Genomic DNA, 16983 nt, shown 5'->3' on the forward strand with positions numbered 1-16983 from the left:
TTGACAGGCAGGGGGATTTTCGATAAAATCAACTTGTTGTTGTGAAACGACGAGCCCAGTTAGCTCAGTTGGTAGAGCAGAGGACTGAAAATCCTCGTGTCTCTGGTTCGATTCCGGAACTGGGCATCTGCGGGTGTAGTTCAATGGTAGAACATCAGCCTTCCAAGCTGAATACGTGGGTTCGATTCCCATCACCCGCTCTTAAGAAAAGCCTTGATTCGATATGGATCAAGGCTTTTTACATTTATATCTTGTAGTCTGGGAAACGCAGACAGAAAAGGGGCAGATGATGGATAAAAGAGAAGCACCGATCGCGGTGTTTGACTCTGGCATGGGTGGAGTCAGTGTTTTGCGTGAACTGATCAAAACGATGCCGGAAGAAGATTTTTATTATTTTGGTGATTCTAAGAATGCACCGTATGGGACAAAGAGTACAGAAAAAGTGCGCGAACTCACCATTGCACATACAGAAGATTTTATGAAAATGGGAGCCAAGGGCGTTGTGATCGCCTGCAATACGGCTACCAGTGCGGCGGTGCGCGTCTTGCGCCTCATGTACCCGGAACTGCCGCTGGTAGGGATCGAGCCGGCAGTCAAACCGGCAGCAGAAAAGTATCCTCAGGGCAATATCCTTGTGATGGCGACACCGATCACGATCCGGGAAGAAAAACTGCATCATTTGATTGAAAAATTTGGCGGTCATGCTAACGTGATGCCGCTTGCCTGTCCGGGACTTATGGATTTTGTGGAAGCGGGCAATATTGACAGCCCGGAACTCTATGGTTTCCTGCGCGATCTGTTGGAACCCTATCAAAAGAATCTGGATGCGGTCGTTTTGGGATGCACCCACTATCCTTTTGTGCGCAAGGTCATCGAACGGATCGTTGGCGATCAGGTGGAGATCTTTGACGGCGGTGCCGGGACAGCGCGGGAAATGCGCAGACGGCTTGCTGTGGACGGTCTTTTGCGGGAAGCGACCGGAAGACAAGGAAAAATCGAATTTCACAACAGTGATCTTACCAAAGAAAGAGAAGATTTATTTGAAAAATTATTGCACTACTAGGCAGTAAGATTATGGGAATAAGAGGCGAATTCATCAAGGTGTGGAAAAACCCATAAACGCTTGCATTAGGAATATGATAGGAGTAAAATAATTGCGGTTCAAAGGAAACCATATGGTTTTACAAATATATAAAATGAAAGAAAGAAAAGGTGAGCGTTATGAATTACGAATTTTTACTTTGGATTGCTTTGATTTTAATTTCGACAAAAGTATTGGGACTGCTGTGTAAGGCAGTACATTTGCCGGAGGTTGTAGGAGCACTCTTGGCAGGTGTGATCTTAGGACCTTCTGCACTGGGACTTATGTCTATGGAGGGCGATACCGGTACACTGCTTACATATGTGGCAGAGATGGGCGTTATTTTCCTTATGTTCTCCGCAGGTCTGGATACAGACTTAAAGGAATTAAAGGCCAATATCGGAGCCTCTTTTGTTACGGCATTGATCGGTGTTATTGTACCTCTGATCGGTGGTATGATTGGTTATGCCCTTTACTTTGGAGAAGATCTGAGCAATTACGATCAGATGTTACAGAGTCTTTTCGTCGGTGTTGTACTGACGGCGACTTCCGTTAGTATCACGGTAGAAACTCTGCGAGAGATGGGCAGATTGTCCGGCAAGGTCGGTATGACGATCTTGGGTGCAGCCATTATCGATGATATCCTGGGTATGGTCGTTCTGGCTGTTGTTTCCAGCATGAAGGATACTTCCGTAAAGCCAACAACCGTATTGATCAAGATTGTATTATACTTTGTATTGATCCTGATCCTCTTTATGGTTACCAGCCGTCTGGAGTTTGCGATCGAAAAAAATGACCACAAGAGACGTGTGGCAATCTTTGCCATTGCATTCTGCTTTATCTTAGCCTATGTATCAGAGATCGGTTTTGGTATCGCGGATATTACCGGTGCATACTTTGCCGGTGTTATGTTATGCCAGTCAAAGATCAGAGATTATGTTGATGTCAAGATCCATGATGTATCAACTGTATTCTTCTCATGTATCTTCTTTGCCAGTGTAGGTTTAAAGGTTACCCTTGGTGGTATGACCTTAAAGGTATGGATGTTTGCAGTGATCCTGACACTTATCGCTATCATTTCCAAGATGGTAGGATGCGGACTTGGCGCAAAGATCTGCAAGTTTACATGGAAAGAGTCTTTGCAGACAGGTGTTGGTATGATTTCCCGAGGTGAGGTTGCCCTGATCGTTGCAGAAAAAGGACGTCAGGTCGGACTGATCAGCGAAGATCTGTTTGCACCGATCATTCTGGTCGTTATTGTCACCACACTGATCACACCAATCCTTTTGAAGGTAGTGTTTAAGGGTGATGAGCCGGCAGAAAGTGCAGTAGAGAAAGCATAAGTCTGGGGAATAAATAAGAAATGGAATCCGACAGATGTGGCATGTGATATTGCCCGGCTGTCGGATTTTTTGTATAAAAGGCACATTTTTTTTATGTATTTAAACATACAAAAACAACAAAGTGTATGATAAACACACATAAATGCTTTTTTGATGGTGGGAAGATGTCATAGAACCTATTATATTAATCCTAGAAAAAATAATTTTTAGGAGGTCAATGATGGCAAGTCAAGAAATGGAAACATTAAAAACAGGAATGAAGATGATGATGGAGAAAGGCTTTGCACCAAAATTTGACGGAAAGATGGATCCTTTGAATTTGCGTGAAGTGGTCTTCGCAGCGCAAAAACGCATGCCGGCAGAACCAGGCATAGAGTTCCTTCCGGTTACCTACGGTGGAGTGACCGGAGAGATCAATCGACCGGAGCAAAAGAAAGATGACTATATCATTATCTATATCCATGGCGGCGGGTTGATCTGTGGTAATGCCTTTTCGTCCAGAGGTTATGCCTCTATGCTGGCGGCAGAAACGAAGCGGGATGTCTATACACTGGATTACCGGCTGGCTCCGGAAAATAGATTCCCGGCGGCTGTGGATGATGCCTTTGCTTTTTATCAGGGAGTTTTGGAGGAACACAAGAATACACCGATTTTCCTGATCGGGGAATCAGGAGGTGCCTACCTATGTATTACAACCATGATGAAGTGTCGTGATGAGGAGGTTAAGAAACCTGCAGGCATTGTACCATATTCTGCACCGATTGATTTCGCTGGGCGCATTGATCGTCATTTTGAGGGCAATAAAGACTTTACAGTGACGCCGGACGGCTTGGAAACACTGAAAGATATGCTTTTGGAAGAAAAGGATCTGGATAATGTGTATGCCAACCCGTATCTGGATGATTTGCATGGCTTTTGTCCGGTGCTCTTAGCCTGGGATGAATCGGAGTCTTTGGCAGTGGATCAGAAGATAATTGTGGACAAGTTGGAAAAACAGGGCAGCCCTTGTCAGTATAAGTCTTATCCGGACTGCTTTCATGCCTTTGCAACAGCAGGACGTGGCACGGAAGAAAGCCGTGAAGTTCTGCGCGATACCATAGCTTTTTTTGAAAAATACAAAACACAGGCTTAGACAGGTTTGTCAGCTACAGAAAAGTGACGGGATGAATAGTTCTGTAAAAGATTTTGAAAGGCTTCTTCTGCCTCGGGTGACTCCAGGCGGAAGAAGTTTTTTGCCATATTATAAAAAGTCTGGAAAAAGAGATTGATAAAATCTGTGTCAAGGCTGGAATCCAGATTCAGATAGTAGAGCATATAATCTATGGTCATTCCGGCGAAGAGACTGGCTTCTAAAGGTGAAATCTGATGAAGATTTTTCCCCAACATCTCTTCCAGATATTGACGGATCCGGTCTTTGAGCGGAAGAGAACTAGACTGTATGGAAAAAATCTTTTTTAAAATGGAGCGGTTTTTTTGAAAATAGGCCTGCAGTGCGATAGCATAATCATTGAGATCCGGATTTTCCATGGCGCCGACAGACTGTGCCACAGCGACAAACTCGTCCAGGTACTTGGCCTGCAGACGCTCAACGATCTCGTATTTATCGCTGAAGTGTTGATAAAAGGTAGAACGGTTGATCCCGGCTTCTTCAATAATCTGAGCCACAGTGATTTTTTCAAAACGGTTCTTTTCCAGCAGAAGTAAGAGAGCATTGGTAATATCCCGGTCGGTGCGCTCAAATTGTTTGATTCTTTTCATATGATTCTCCTATCTTATATCTATAAAAACCATACATCCTGATTGGTGGTTGAAATAGCAGTTGCACCGGCATCGATAAGTGCGTAGACGTCTTCCTTTTCACTGATCAGACCGCTGGAGATCAGCGGCTGGTGGTTCATTTTATGGATGCGGCGGACGACACTTGGCATTGGCCCGGGCAAGACTTCTATAACGTCAGGCTTTGTGTTTTTTAATTGTTTCTCAATGCTGTCATATGCCATGGAATCGATAAAAAAGAAACGCATAATGGTACACAAGCCCAAATCCTTGGCTCTGGAAATCAGGGGGGCTTTCGTGGAAATGATGCCGTCAGCTTTGGTAAATTTTGAGATATAGTCAACGGCTGCTTCTTTGGAACTCAGCCCCTGAATCAGATCCATGTGTACAAATGCCAGTTTGCCACTGCCTTTTACCTTTTCTACGATGGAAGGGATGGTAATGATATCGCCGTAAAGAATGAAGATGATCTGGCTGTCACAGTCCAGACAGCGGGTAAGTCCTGCATCATCTTTGATGGCTGCAATGATGGGAGAGTCCTCCAATGCCTCTTTAAATTCCTTTTTCATGTGAATACTCCTTGTAAAATCAACCTACTATTGTCATGATTGTAGCACAAAACAAGTAGAAAAGCCTTATAGCCTGTCTGGACAAAGACAAATAAGTGCATCCTCCATATCCTGTGGCAGAGCTGCGGTAAAGGTCATAGGTTCCTTTGTGATCGGATGAATAAAGGACATGCGATAGGAATGGAGTGCCTGCCGCTTCATATAGCGCATATCGGGATTGTAGAGATAATCGCCGATCAGAGGATACCCGATGTATTTCATATGTACGCGGATCTGGTGTGTGCGACCGGTTTCCAGTTGCAGGGAGACTAGGGCGTGATCGTTTAGTGCCTTTTCGACTTTATAATGGGTGATGGCACGATCGCCACACGAAAAATCGACCTCTCTTGCAAGGATGGTTCCGTCTACCCGGGCAAGGGGAGCATCAATGGTGGCGGTGGTGGGATCCGGGATGCCACTGCAAATGGCAAGATATTCCCGTCGCACCTCCTTTTTTGCCACAGCATCGGACAGGATACTGGATGCTACTAAATGCTTTGCAACGATGGTAAGACCGGATGTGTCGCGATCCAGACGGTTGGTGCATCGGAAAATAAAAGGCTTGCCCTGTTTCTCATAGTAATATGCCAAAGCGTTTGCAAGTGAATTCTCGTAATTTGCCATGGAAGGATGAATGGGCATGCCGGCTGCCTTGTTGAGAACAATGATATCCTCATCCTCATAGATAATATCCAGTGGCAGGTCTACGGGAGGGATCTTTTCAGAAGAAGCCTCCTCATTGATCTGGACGCGCAAGTGGTCGCCGGCATGGACATTGTCCTTCATATAGACAAATTGGCCGTTGAGCAGGATGTTTTGAGGCATGCGCTTGATGAGTGTCAGATTCTGACCGGAGAAGCCCTGCCGCCTTAAAAATTGCTCGATGCGTATACCTTCATCTGCTCTTGTGATCTGATAGTCAATCGTTCGTTTCATGTATCTATGCCTGCCCTAAATTTTTCAATGCCTTTTTGAATTGGACGGTAAAGAGGATGATCGTAAAGGTGACGGCTAAGATGTCAGCAATCGGTTCCGCAGTGTAAACAGCCCTGGTCTTGTCGGCAAGAAAATGTGGCAGAATGTAAATGAGCGGGATCAGGAGCACAAATTTACGCATGATAGCAACAATGATGGAGCAGACTGCATTGCCGGTGGAAACAAAGGTCATCTGGCAGGCGATCTGGATACCCATCATAAAGAGTGCACCACAGTAAATGCGCAGAGCCTTAGCGGAGAAGGCTAAAAGGCTGGCATCGTTTGTAAACATACCGGCAAAAATCTGCGGAAATGCCTGCACGCAGATCCAGAGGATGACAGAGTAGGTCAGGCTGGTGATCAGCAGGAGTTGGAAACTCTTTTTGACACGGGCACTGTTCTTGGCACCGAAATTGTAACTGGTGATCGGCTGGGCACCCTGTGCGACACCCTGCAATGGCAGCATGGCAAACTGCATGACACTGGTCAGGATGGTCATGGCACCGACTGCAACGTCACCGCCGTATTTGAGCAGAGAAGAGTTAAAGCACATGGATATGATACTCTCTGTAGACTGCATGATAAAGGCAGAAAGCCCTAAGGCAACACAAGCCGGCATGAGGGAAAGTCCGCTGCGCAAGTTTGCCTTGCGGATACGTAGTAAGGTCTTTTTCCCGAGCAGAAAATAAATGCACCAGATACAGGAGCATGCCTGGGAAAGAATGGTAGCAAGGGCAGCACCGCGAACACCCATATGCAGGGCAAAAATAAAGATCGGATCCAATATGATATTGATGACGGCACCGATCAGGACAGTCATCATGCCGTCTTTGGCAAAGCCCTGTGCTGTGATAAAGGCATTTAAGCCCAGAGTCATCTGGACAAAGATAGTGCCGAGCGCATAAAGGCTCATATAAGAAGTCGCATAAGAGATCGTGTTCTCGCTGGCTCCAAAGAGTAGGAGAAGATCACGGTTCCAGATGAGGATGACGATGGTAAGTGCCAGTGAGATCATGATCTGTAGTGTAACACAACCGCCGAGGATCTTTTCTGCAGATTCGTGATCGCCTTTTCCCATGGCGATGGATGCACGCGGTGCAGCGCCGGCAGAGACAAGGCATGCAAAGGCAGATACGATCATGATGATAGGCATGCAGACACCTACGCCGGTCAGGGCAAGACTGCCTTCACCCGGGATGTGACCGATATAAATGCGGTCAACGATGTTGTAGAGCATATTTACCAACTGGGCAATGACGGTTGGGATAGCCAGTTTAAATAACAATTTACCGATAGGCTGGGTTCCTAAAAATTCTTTATCCTGATTCATAGTGTTTATCCTTTCCTGTATAAATCCATAAACGCATAAATCTTATTATAGCATAGATACACAGGACGACACCTACATTTTTTACCGGATTTGGACAGTATTTAGATAAAAAAAGGAGAAGCCGTCCCCCAACGGCTTCTCTTTTATCTCCCTTATTAAAACCCCTTACATTTTACTCCGTATCTTCTCAAAAAAGACTTCTTACTTTACGTCTACATTCTTTGTCGCTACGACATCAACACCTGTGTCACAGACATTGGCAAGAACAACATCACCAATGGCAACCGGTGCAGGAACAACTACATTTTCCAGAGCCTTGCAGATATCAAAGATCATGCCTTTTGGAATATCTTCTTTGGTCTTGCAGGAAACCATGTTGATCTTACCACCTTTGACGCGGACAGAAGATGTTACGATTCTGGTAGGATTCGTACATTCTTTTCTGGCATATTTATCGCCGTTTGGACAAGTGTTTCCGGTCACTTCTGTAACTTGACCATTTTCTAATGTAACCTTAAGGCTGCATCCCATAGGACAGCCGATACAAATCAATTCTCTTGTTTCCATCCTTATGCCTCCTCAATCTTGATTGTAATGTTCTCAATGTCAGGGTACTCTGCCAACTGTGATTTCTTCAGAACAACCTGCTCCATTTCACCCGGTGCCATAACCGGACGTTTTCTCTTGGAGATCAAGGTATCTCCAAAGTAGGTAGCGATCGCGCAGCCCTTGAAGACCTGACCTACACGGAAACGAACCGTTAAAGTGTCATCCATTACTTCCGGACGTACATATTTTGGAACGGTATAGCGGACACCGTCAACCGGCAGGATCTCGATCTGCTTTGCAGAAGTAACTTCGCCTTCCTTGATGTATTTTGCAGCATTCTTTCCGGCATTGGTTGCTTCCTGTGAAACAAAGTCAACCAGATCATGTACATGAAGTACGTTACCACAGGCGAATACGCCCGGGATGTTGGTCTCTAAACTGTCATTTACAACAGGACCGGAAGTGATAGGACTGAGGTCTACACCTGCGGTCTTGGAAAGTTCGTTTTCCGGTAAAAGTCCACAAGACAGAAGCAGGGTATCGCAATCGTAGTGGATCTCTGTGCCAGGGATCGGCTTGCGGTCCGGTCCGACCTCGGCGATGGTAATGCCTTCTACACGTTCTTTACCCTGAATGTCAACAACGGTGTGAGATAAGTAAAGCGGAATATCGAAGTCATTTAAGCACTGTACGATATTTCTCTTCAGACCACCGGAATAAGGCATCAGTTCGGCAACAGCGAGAACCTTTGCTCCCTCTAAAGTCATACGACGTGCCATGATCAGACCGATATCACCGGAGCCTAAGATGACAACGCGGCGGCCAGGCATATAGCCTTCGATATTAACAAGACGCTGGGCGGTACCTGCTGAGAAAATACCTGCCGGACGATAGCCCGGGATATTGAGCGCACCACGGGAACGCTCGCGGCATCCCATAGCAAGTACAACAGCCTTTGCCTCTACGGTAAACATACCATCGGTAGAATTCATGGCGGTAACAACCTTGTCATTTGAGATATCCATGACCATGGTGTTCAACTTGTACTCGATGCCACGTTCCTCTACCTGGGCAATGAAACGTGATGCATATTCCGGACCGGTCAATTCTTCTTTAAAAGTGTGAAGTCCGAATCCGTTATGGATACACTGGTTTAAGATACCACCTAATTCACGATCTCTTTCAATAATTAAAATACTGTCAATTCCATTATCTTTTGCAGCGATAGCAGCAGCAAGACCTGCAGGACCACCACCAACAATGACTAAATCATATTTCATTTTCGTGCTCCTCCTTATATCTTCTTGTTGTAACCAAATACGATCTTGGCATCTTTACCATTCTTAGTTACATCAAACATGCTCATTGGAACTTCGCGCTCCAAAATCTCCATTGTTTTCGGTGAGCAGAAGCCTGCCTGACAACGTCCCATGCCGGCTCTTGTTCTACGCTTTACAGCGTCTAAGGATCTGGCACCTAAGGTTCTGTGGATCGCATCTAAGATCTCACCTTCTGTGATCATTTCGCAGCGGCAAATGATGTTTCCGTACGCCGGCTGCTTTTTGATGAGTTCATTTCTTTCTTCGATAGAAAGGGTTGCCGGATTGAGGATGCCCTTGCGGTGTCCGTTGAAAGAAGGATTCTTTTCTAATCCCAACTTTTCTGCAACCTGTGTGGCTACCATTTCGCCGATGGCTGGTGCGGAAGAAAGACCAGGAGACTCAATACCGGCTGCGTTGAAGAAGCCTTCTGCATCTTCTGCTTCGCCAATAACGAAATCACCGCCAATTTCATGAGCACGAAGTCCGGCAAAGGATGTGATGACCTGACGGAGAGGGACGTTCTTGACAGACTGTGCACTGGTTGCTCCCAAAGAACCAAGTCCTTCTGCTGTCGTGTTGATACCTTCTTTATTGTCTACATCTTCTGCGGTAGGTCCGACTAAAAGGTTGCCGTGTACGGTAGGTGTAACCAGAACACCCTTGCCCATCTTGCTAGGCAACTGGAAGATGGTGTGGCTGACATGGTTGCCTGCGCTCTTGTCAAGCAGCATGTACTGACCGCGGCGGGCGATGATCTGTAACTTGTGTTCGCTTACCATATTGTTGAATTTGTCAGCGTAAACACCGGCTGCGTTGACAACGACCTTAGCCTCGATCGTGTCTTTGTCGGTCTTGATCAGGTAATGATCATCAGACTTTGTGATGTCTGTTACTTCTGTATTTAGGAAAAATTCTACGCCGTTGTCGGCTGCATTTTCTGCAAATGCCATGGTCAGATGGAACGGACAAACAATGGCACCGGTAGGAGCGAAAAGTGCTTTGACAACATCATCAGCAAGATTTGGCTCCATCTGGATGAGTTCGTCACGGTCTAAGATGCGAAGATTCGGAACACCGTTTTTCTTTCCTTTTTCTAATAATTCGTCAAGAAGAGCTGGATCCTGATCCTTGGTACAAACAACGAGAGAACCGTTTCTCTTAAATGGGAAATCCAGATCCTTGGACAACTGATCCATCATCTCGTTTCCTCTGACATTGAGTTTTGCCTTTAAGGTTCCCGGGGTAGCATCAAAACCTGCGTGAACGATAGCACTATTGGCTTTTGATGTTCCGTTGCAAACGTCTTCGTCTCTTTCAATGACACATGCGTTTACTTTGTACTTGGATAATTCTCTTGCGATGGCACTGCCGACTACGCCAGCACCAACAATTGCTACATCATACATATGTAACGACTCCTTTCTTTGCATAAAAAAAGCAAGATAAATAAAGCGAATTCTATTCGCCTATCTACCTTGCTCTCATCTCTGGTAATTTATTTATTTTGTGATATGATTATAGCACGTAAAAATGGTGGCTACAATACCCAAATGGAAAAAAATGGGTCATATCTAAAAGTTATTTTTTTAACGAGGTGTCAGATGGCAAATGTAGGAAATCAGAAGCAAAAACTTCTTTATATAATGGAGATTTTTCTGCGGGAGACGGATGAGGAACATCCGATCACGGCGGCGCAGATCATTGAGAAATTAGAGGCAAGGGAGATCGTGGCAGAGCGGAAAAGTATTTATCGCGATATCCGTGCCTTACAGGATTATGGGATGGATATTGAAAAAGCCCCGGAGCAGAATGGCTTTTATCTGGCAGAGCGGACCTTTGAACTGGCAGAATTAAAACTGCTGGTAGATGCGGTGGCGGCGTCAAAGTTCATCACAGAGAAAAAGTCGCGCGAACTGGTGCAAAAGATCGAACATCTGGGAAGCGCCTATCAGGGCAGACACCTTCACCGTCAGGTCGTTGTGTCGGATCGTGTCAAAATGGCAAACGAGCGTATCTACTACACGATCGACGAGATCTATCAGTGTATTGATAACAACCATAAAATGACCTTTCAGTATCTGGAATGGAATGATAAAAAAGAACAGACTCTGCGCCATGGAGGAAAATGGTATGAGGTCAGCCCGGCTTTTTTGCTGTGGGACAATGAATATTATTATCTTGTGGCATGGGATGAGGAGGCATCTGCGGTACGTCATTACCGTGCAGACAAGATCCTGGGCGCAAAAGAGATGGAAGATAAACGCAGCAAAGAAGTCCTGGCGATCGAAGACCAGAAAGCAGACTATGCCAAGAAGCGTTTTAGTATGTTTGCCGGAGCAGCGGAGATCGTGACCCTGCGTGCGCCAAAATACATGGCAGGCGTTATGATCGACCGCTTTGGCACAGAGGTAAGGATGCGCAGAGAGGACGAGGATATCCTGGTGCGTACCGAGGTGGAGGTCAGTCCGCAGTTTTTCGGCTGGATCACAGGTCTGGGACCGGGGGTTCAGATTCTGGGACCGGAGACAGTGCGCAGGTCTTATCAGGAGCATCTGGAACAAATTCTTTCTGCTTATAAATAAGTTATCCTTTACATCAATACTTGCTTATGATACTCTTTTAACATATTAGCACGCTAAAGTATATAGGCTGCTAGGAATAAGTATAGGAAGAAAGAGGACGCAGGTATGAAGATGAAAAAGGTTATGGCAGGACTTTTGGCAGGTTTGATGGCATTTTCTATGGTGGCATGTGGCAATAAGTCTGCAAGTGCAGAAAAAACAGATGCAAAGGACACCAACAATGATGGAAAGTTTGTTGTCGGTTTTGATCAGGATTTCCCGCCTTTTGGATATGTAGGCGATGACGGCGAATATACAGGTTTTGATCTGGAACTGGCAGCGGAGTGCGCAAAGCGTATGGGACAGGAGATCGTTTACCAGCCGATCGATTGGGACGCCAAGGATATGGAACTGGAGTCGGGAACGATCGACTGCATCTGGAATGGCTTTACCATGGATGGACGTGAGGACAAATACACATGGACAGATCCTTATATGGATAATTCACAGGTTGTCGTTGTCCGCAAGGACTCCGGTATTTCCGGTCTGGATGATCTGGCAGGCAAGATCGTGGAAGTGCAAAAAGAGTCCAGCGCACAGTCAGCTCTGGAAGAAAATACAGACTTGTCCGGTTCCTTTGCACAACTTTTGACAGTGGGCGAGTATAATACAGCCATTATGGATCTGGAAAGTGGGGCAGTGGATGCGATCGCCATGGATATTTTTGTTGCCAAGGATCAGTTGGCAGACAAAGGAGACGAACTTGTGATCCTGGATGAGCAGATCTCATCTGAAAAATATGCGGTTGGATTTTTGAAGGGCAATACAGAGTTGCGCGACCAGGTGCAAAAGACTCTGGAAGAAATGGTCGCAGACGGCACTTTTGCCGAGATCTCCAAGAAATGGTTTGACTCCGATGTTTGTATTTTGAAATAATCAGGTGATGAAATGAGTTTACAGTTGATACTATTGCAGTTGTCAGAGGGCATGTTATCGACCATCTGGATCTTCGTGCTGACACTGCTTTTTTCCCTTCCTTTGGGGCTTGTGATCGCGTTTGGACGGATGTCACGCAATGTCATCCTGCGCAATATTACAAGGATCTACATATCGATCATGCGAGGGACACCGCTGATGCTGCAACTTCTGGTGGTCTATTTTGGACCCTACTATATCTTTGGCATCAGTATCTCGTCCTCCTACCGGGCGTATGCGGTCATCATTGCATTTGCCCTAAATTATGCAGCCTATTTTGCGGAGATCTACCGCAGTGGCATTGCCTCTATGCCAAAAGGTCAGTACGAGGCTGCCAAGGTGCTGGGCTATAGCAGGACGCAGACCTTTTTTACCATCATCCTGCCACAGGTGATCAAGCGCATCCTGCCATCTGTGACCAATGAAGTGATCACCCTGGTAAAGGATACGTCACTGGCATTTTCCATTGCCTATGCGGAAATGTTTACGCAGGCAAAGGCACTGGCGGCATCGCAAAAGAGCATGGTGCCGTTTGTGGCTGCAGCCGTTTTTTATTACATTTTCAATTTTGTTGTGGCGGCGATCATGGAATTCTTCGAGAAGAAGATGGCATATTACCAATAGGATAGGAAGGATATCTGGATGAATATATTAGAATTAAAACACGCAAAAAAGTCTTTTGACGGCGTGGAAGTTTTAAAAGACATTGATCTGTCGGTATCCGAGGGACAGGTGGTTTCTATCATAGGACCTTCCGGTTCCGGCAAATCCACCCTGCTTCGCTGTGCGACTTTTCTGGAGACGCTGGATGACGGTAGTCTGTCTTATCAGGGGCAGGAAGTCGTGCACTCAGAAAATGGCAGGGCGGTCTATGGGAACAAGGCACAGATCAAACAGGCAATGGGAAGTTTTGGGTTGGTTTTCCAGAATTTCAACCTTTTTCCGCATTTTTCGGTCTTAAAAAATATCACGGATGCACCGATCCGTGTGCAAAAGCGTCCAAAAGAGCAGGTGGAGGCAGAGGCACGGGAACTGCTGAAAAAGATGGGGCTTGCGGATCGCGCAGATGCATATCCCTGCCAGTTGTCCGGCGGGCAGCAACAGCGCGTTTCCATTGCGCGTGCGCTGGCACTCAAACCGGCGATCCTCTTTTTTGATGAACCGACCAGTGCACTGGATCCGGAACTGACGCTGGAGATCTTAAAAGTCATCAAGGAATTGGCGGCGGAGAAGATGACTATGGTCATTGTGACACATGAGATGAATTTCGCCAAAGATGTCTCTGACCGGATGATCTTTATGGATAAGGGACTTATCGTTGAGGAAACGACACCGGAATTACTCTTTAAATCGGAAAATCAAAGGACGAGGGAATTTTTGGGAAAATATCACGATCTATCATAATAGGGCAAAACAAACAGGCTGCATCACAACCGGATGCAGCCTGAATTACTTGTTCCAACCTTATATATGCGCCTCTGGATCAAACTACTTGGGCTGCTTTTGGTAGTGATGCAGGATCAGTTTGATCTCATCCTTTAGGATGTCCTGTCCCTCCGGTGAAAGATTGCCGCAAGCCTGCAAGATGGCAACGGCATCATCAGACAGGTCCGGCATAGAATTTTGTGGTGGTGTGTAACCGAGCAGATAGTCGCAGGTCGTGTTGAAATAGGCTGCCATACGCATAAGAATATCATAACTTGGCTGACGTTTGCCCGAAAGATATCCGCTGAAAGTTGACGGATGGATATGTAGCGATTCACAAACCTGTTTTTTACTGGTATTTTGCAGTTCCATGAGATTGGTGATACGTTCCCCTAAAAGCATTGATGACATAAGTGCCTCTCCTATCATTTATCATTAGTAACTAAATAAATGATAGAACAGGAGAATTTGAATTTGCCCGGATTTCACATAACGCATAAGGGGAACGCAAAACGCCACGAGCGATTTAGATATATCCTCCATCCATGGAAATGACCTGCCCGGTCAGATAGGTCGGCATCTTTATCACTTGCAGTACAGCCTCGGCGACTTCTTCCGGCTGGGCAAAGCGGCCAGCTGGAATTTCTGCCTCCAGGGCGGTACGTTCTTCTACGCTTAGGAAGCCGTTCATGTCGGTATCGATGACACCGCAGGCAATGGCATTGACGGCGATCCGGGATGGCGCCAGTTCTTTTGCCAGAGCCTTTGTAAAAGCATGGATACCACCCTTGGAAGCGGAGTAAGCGATTTCACAGGAAGCCCCGACATTGCCCCACATGGAAGAAATATTTATGATCCGACCGCTCTGCTTCTGCACCATGGTGGGTACAAATGCCTTGGCAGTGTAGAAGCAGGAGGACAGATTGACGGACAGGATCTGATCCCATTCCTCGACCGACATATCGGTCAGGAGTCCGATATGGGAGATACCTGCATTATTGACAAGCACATCGATCTGCGAAAAATGAGCAAGCATTTCCTCAGCAAGAGCCTTTACAAAAGAGGGATCACCGACATCCCCGGTAAAGGTCAGGACTTCGATATGATAGACGAAGCGCAGATCCTCCGCCAGATCTTCCAGCATCTTTTGATTTTTCCGGCAGACCAGTCCCAGATGATAGCCCTCTTTGGCAAGGCTTGTGGCTATGGCGCGTCCGATCCCGCGGGAGGCACCGGATACAAATGCAACTTTATACATGATCGTTCTCCTTTTGATACTATCTAAATTTATTTTCACTATAACAAAGAGCGGAATAAAGCGCAAATATGGGGATATGTTGCAACTAACTGTATGAACAATTTATAAAATAAATTTTATTTTTTCTGAAAACTACTTGTCCTAAAAACGTAATATGTTATAATTGAACCATGATATTCACACGGTATCAAATATAATGTGAAAAGGGGATGGACATCATGAGAATTACAATCACAGGGAAAAACATTGAACTTACCGATGGACTGAAGGAGGCAGTGACAGAGAGACTCTCCAAACTGGAGAAATATTTTGCACCGGAGACTGAGGCGCATGTGACATTGAGCGTAGAGAAGGAACGCCAGAAGATAGAGGTGACCATACCGGTCAAGGGCAGCGTTATCCGTGCAGAGCAGGTTAGCAATGATATGTACGTTTCCATTGAGGTTGTTGTGGAGACGATCGAACGCCAGTTAAAGAAATACCGTAACAAGATCGTGACAAAGCAGCAGAGTGCTGAGAAGTTCTTTGCACAGGAATATCTGGAAAAAGATACGGATGACGATGATGAGATCCGTATCATCAGAACCAAAAGATTTGGTATTAAGCCAATGTATCCGGAAGATGCCTGCGTGCAGATGGAATTATTGGGACACGACTTCTTTGTATTCTTGAACGCAGAGACAGAGGAAGTAAATGTTGTTTATAAGAGAAAGGGCAATACATACGGCTTGATCGAACCGGAATTTTAAAATCTTGCGGATAGCCGTCTGCTTTTGCAAAATGCCATTAGGTCTGCAGATTCCCGGGATGCTATAATATCCCCATCAGGGGGAGGATGAGCATATGAAAGAACAGTCTATGGGACGGATTCTACGCAGGATCCGCATAGAACAGGGGATGACACAGGAAGCATTGGTGGAGGGTATTTGTACCGCCGGTTATTTATCACGCGTAGAAAATGGAAGCCAGATTCCGTCCAGACAGATCTATCAGTTATTGATGGAGCGTCTGGGGGAGTCTGGCTATTCTTATGCCTATTGGCAGGAAGAGGAGGAAAAAGAGCAGACCTGCCGCGAACTTTTGCACGCTTTGCAGACATGGCAGAAAGAGCATGTGGATGAGAAACTTCTGAAATTACAAAAAATGAAAGGGGCACAGGACATCCGGGAGCGCCAGTTCTATGGCATGGCACATGTGATCTGGCTTTATATGAATGAAGCGATCCCACAGGAAGATTACCTGGGCTGCTGCCGCACCATCTGGGAGAGTGATGCGCAGGGAAAGGCCAGAAGGCGACAGGGGATGGATAAGATAGAATTTGCGGAAATGTCGGAAGTGCAGCTCTGGATCCTTAACAATCTTGCCATCGGACATATGTGGCGTGGGGAATACCGGGAAAGTGCATCCATCTTGCTGCGTCTTTGCCGCTATGGGCAGAAGTCTGCAGAGGATGTGCGCTTGTCCTGGAGTGTGCGGGCAGCGCTCTGCCATAATATGGCGGTCTGTCTGCTGGAGATGGAAAAGCCCAAGGAGGCTCTGTATTTTTGCGACCAGGCGATTGCCATCCTGCAAAAGGAAGGCGGACTTTCTTCCGTATTATATGTGCTCCGCCTGCAGATGGAAGCCTACCGGATGTTGCAGGATATGGATGCTTATTATCGGGCGCAGACCTTGCTGCATCACCTGAACTGTCATCTGGTCAAGGAAAAGGGAAGCCGGGCACAGATCGAAAAAAGACTATGGGATAGAAGAACCTTGTTTGTGATTTTTTGAAATGCTA

General features: G+C 46.1%; 18 protein-coding genes and 2 tRNA genes. 11 read left to right on the top strand and 9 right to left on the bottom strand.

Going from position 1 to position 16983, the window contains the following annotated elements; translation table 11 throughout:
* The first annotated feature begins 53 nt into the window (after positions 1 to 53).
* From DW183_RS08135 to DW183_RS08155, 5 genes are all read left to right on the top strand, one after another.
* A tRNA-Phe gene (locus DW183_RS08135) sits at positions 54 to 126 on the top strand.
* A gap of 3 nt (positions 127 to 129) precedes the next feature.
* Positions 130 to 200: transfer RNA gene (locus DW183_RS08140), tRNA-Gly, on the top strand.
* A gap of 89 nt (positions 201 to 289) precedes the next feature.
* The gene (gene murI / locus DW183_RS08145; RefSeq protein WP_243069545.1) at positions 290 to 1063 is read left to right on the top strand and encodes a glutamate racemase; all 774 of its coding nucleotides are present in this window, start codon (positions 290 to 292) and stop codon (positions 1061 to 1063) included.
* A gap of 158 nt (positions 1064 to 1221) precedes the next feature.
* The gene (locus tag DW183_RS08150) at positions 1222 to 2424 is read left to right on the top strand and encodes a cation:proton antiporter (RefSeq protein ID WP_118281502.1); all 1203 of its coding nucleotides are present in this window, start codon (positions 1222 to 1224) and stop codon (positions 2422 to 2424) included.
* A gap of 220 nt (positions 2425 to 2644) precedes the next feature.
* Positions 2645 to 3556 (top strand): alpha/beta hydrolase fold domain-containing protein, encoded by a 912-nt coding sequence (locus tag DW183_RS08155; RefSeq protein ID WP_158573044.1) that lies wholly within the window; start codon positions 2645 to 2647, stop codon positions 3554 to 3556.
* Here DW183_RS08155 and DW183_RS08160 read toward each other — a convergent pair.
* From DW183_RS08160 to DW183_RS08190, 7 genes are all read right to left on the bottom strand, one after another.
* On the bottom strand, positions 3553 to 4182 hold the full coding sequence (locus tag DW183_RS08160) for a TetR/AcrR family transcriptional regulator (RefSeq protein WP_118281504.1): 630 nt from the start codon (positions 4180 to 4182) through the stop codon (positions 3553 to 3555). The genes DW183_RS08155 and DW183_RS08160 overlap by 4 nt on opposite strands.
* A gap of 20 nt (positions 4183 to 4202) precedes the next feature.
* Positions 4203 to 4769 (bottom strand): glycerol-3-phosphate responsive antiterminator, encoded by a 567-nt coding sequence (locus DW183_RS08165; RefSeq protein WP_118281505.1) that lies wholly within the window; start codon positions 4767 to 4769, stop codon positions 4203 to 4205.
* A gap of 66 nt (positions 4770 to 4835) precedes the next feature.
* Positions 4836 to 5744, bottom strand: a complete 909-nt coding sequence (locus DW183_RS08170; protein ID WP_118281506.1) for an RluA family pseudouridine synthase — start codon at positions 5742 to 5744, stop codon at positions 4836 to 4838.
* Positions 5745 to 5748: 4 nt separating this feature from the next.
* On the bottom strand, positions 5749 to 7113 hold the full coding sequence (locus tag DW183_RS08175) for an MATE family efflux transporter (protein ID WP_118281507.1): 1365 nt from the start codon (positions 7111 to 7113) through the stop codon (positions 5749 to 5751).
* Positions 7114 to 7314: 201 nt separating this feature from the next.
* Entirely contained in the window at positions 7315 to 7680 is a 366-nt protein-coding gene (locus tag DW183_RS08180; protein ID WP_118281508.1) for a DUF1667 domain-containing protein, read from the bottom strand.
* Between the two features lie 2 nt (positions 7681 to 7682).
* Positions 7683 to 8942, bottom strand: coding sequence for an NAD(P)/FAD-dependent oxidoreductase (locus DW183_RS08185; protein WP_118281509.1), 1260 nt, complete (start codon positions 8940 to 8942; stop codon positions 7683 to 7685).
* A gap of 14 nt (positions 8943 to 8956) precedes the next feature.
* A complete protein-coding gene (locus DW183_RS08190) occupies positions 8957 to 10390 on the bottom strand; it encodes an NAD(P)/FAD-dependent oxidoreductase (protein WP_118281510.1) in 1434 nt (477 codons plus the stop codon).
* Positions 10391 to 10585: 195 nt separating this feature from the next.
* Here DW183_RS08190 and DW183_RS08195 point away from each other — a divergent pair, with 195 nt between their 5' ends.
* From DW183_RS08195 to DW183_RS08210, 4 genes are all read left to right on the top strand, one after another.
* Positions 10586 to 11566: a helix-turn-helix transcriptional regulator gene (locus tag DW183_RS08195; protein WP_118281511.1), complete on the top strand. Its 981-nt coding sequence runs from the start codon at positions 10586 to 10588 to the stop codon at positions 11564 to 11566.
* Positions 11567 to 11677: 111 nt separating this feature from the next.
* Positions 11678 to 12481, top strand: a complete 804-nt coding sequence (locus tag DW183_RS08200) for an amino acid ABC transporter substrate-binding protein (protein WP_118281873.1) — start codon at positions 11678 to 11680, stop codon at positions 12479 to 12481.
* A 12-nt stretch (positions 12482 to 12493) separates the two neighbouring features.
* Entirely contained in the window at positions 12494 to 13144 is a 651-nt protein-coding gene (locus DW183_RS08205; protein WP_118281512.1) for an amino acid ABC transporter permease, read from the top strand.
* An 18-nt stretch (positions 13145 to 13162) separates the two neighbouring features.
* The gene (locus DW183_RS08210) at positions 13163 to 13924 is read left to right on the top strand and encodes an amino acid ABC transporter ATP-binding protein (protein ID WP_118281513.1); all 762 of its coding nucleotides are present in this window, start codon (positions 13163 to 13165) and stop codon (positions 13922 to 13924) included.
* An 84-nt stretch (positions 13925 to 14008) separates the two neighbouring features.
* Here DW183_RS08210 and DW183_RS08215 read toward each other — a convergent pair whose 3' ends face one another.
* Together DW183_RS08215 and ymfI are read right to left on the bottom strand one after the other, a co-directional pair.
* Positions 14009 to 14356, bottom strand: coding sequence for a helix-turn-helix domain-containing protein (locus DW183_RS08215; protein ID WP_158573045.1), 348 nt, complete (start codon positions 14354 to 14356; stop codon positions 14009 to 14011).
* A gap of 115 nt (positions 14357 to 14471) precedes the next feature.
* Positions 14472 to 15203, bottom strand: coding sequence for an elongation factor P 5-aminopentanone reductase (ymfI, locus tag DW183_RS08220; RefSeq protein WP_118281515.1), 732 nt, complete (start codon positions 15201 to 15203; stop codon positions 14472 to 14474).
* Positions 15204 to 15421: 218 nt separating this feature from the next.
* Between ymfI and hpf the strand changes: the two genes are divergently transcribed.
* The gene (gene hpf, locus DW183_RS08225; protein ID WP_118281516.1) at positions 15422 to 15952 is read left to right on the top strand and encodes a ribosome hibernation-promoting factor, HPF/YfiA family; all 531 of its coding nucleotides are present in this window, start codon (positions 15422 to 15424) and stop codon (positions 15950 to 15952) included.
* 94 nt (positions 15953 to 16046) lie between these two features.
* Entirely contained in the window at positions 16047 to 16976 is a 930-nt protein-coding gene (locus tag DW183_RS08230) for a helix-turn-helix domain-containing protein (RefSeq protein WP_118281517.1), read from the top strand.
* Positions 16977 to 16983: the final 7 nt, after the last annotated feature.

Source organism: Roseburia sp. AM16-25 (assembly GCF_003473825.1).
Lineage (GTDB): Bacteria > Bacillota > Clostridia > Lachnospirales > Lachnospiraceae > Pararoseburia > Pararoseburia lenta.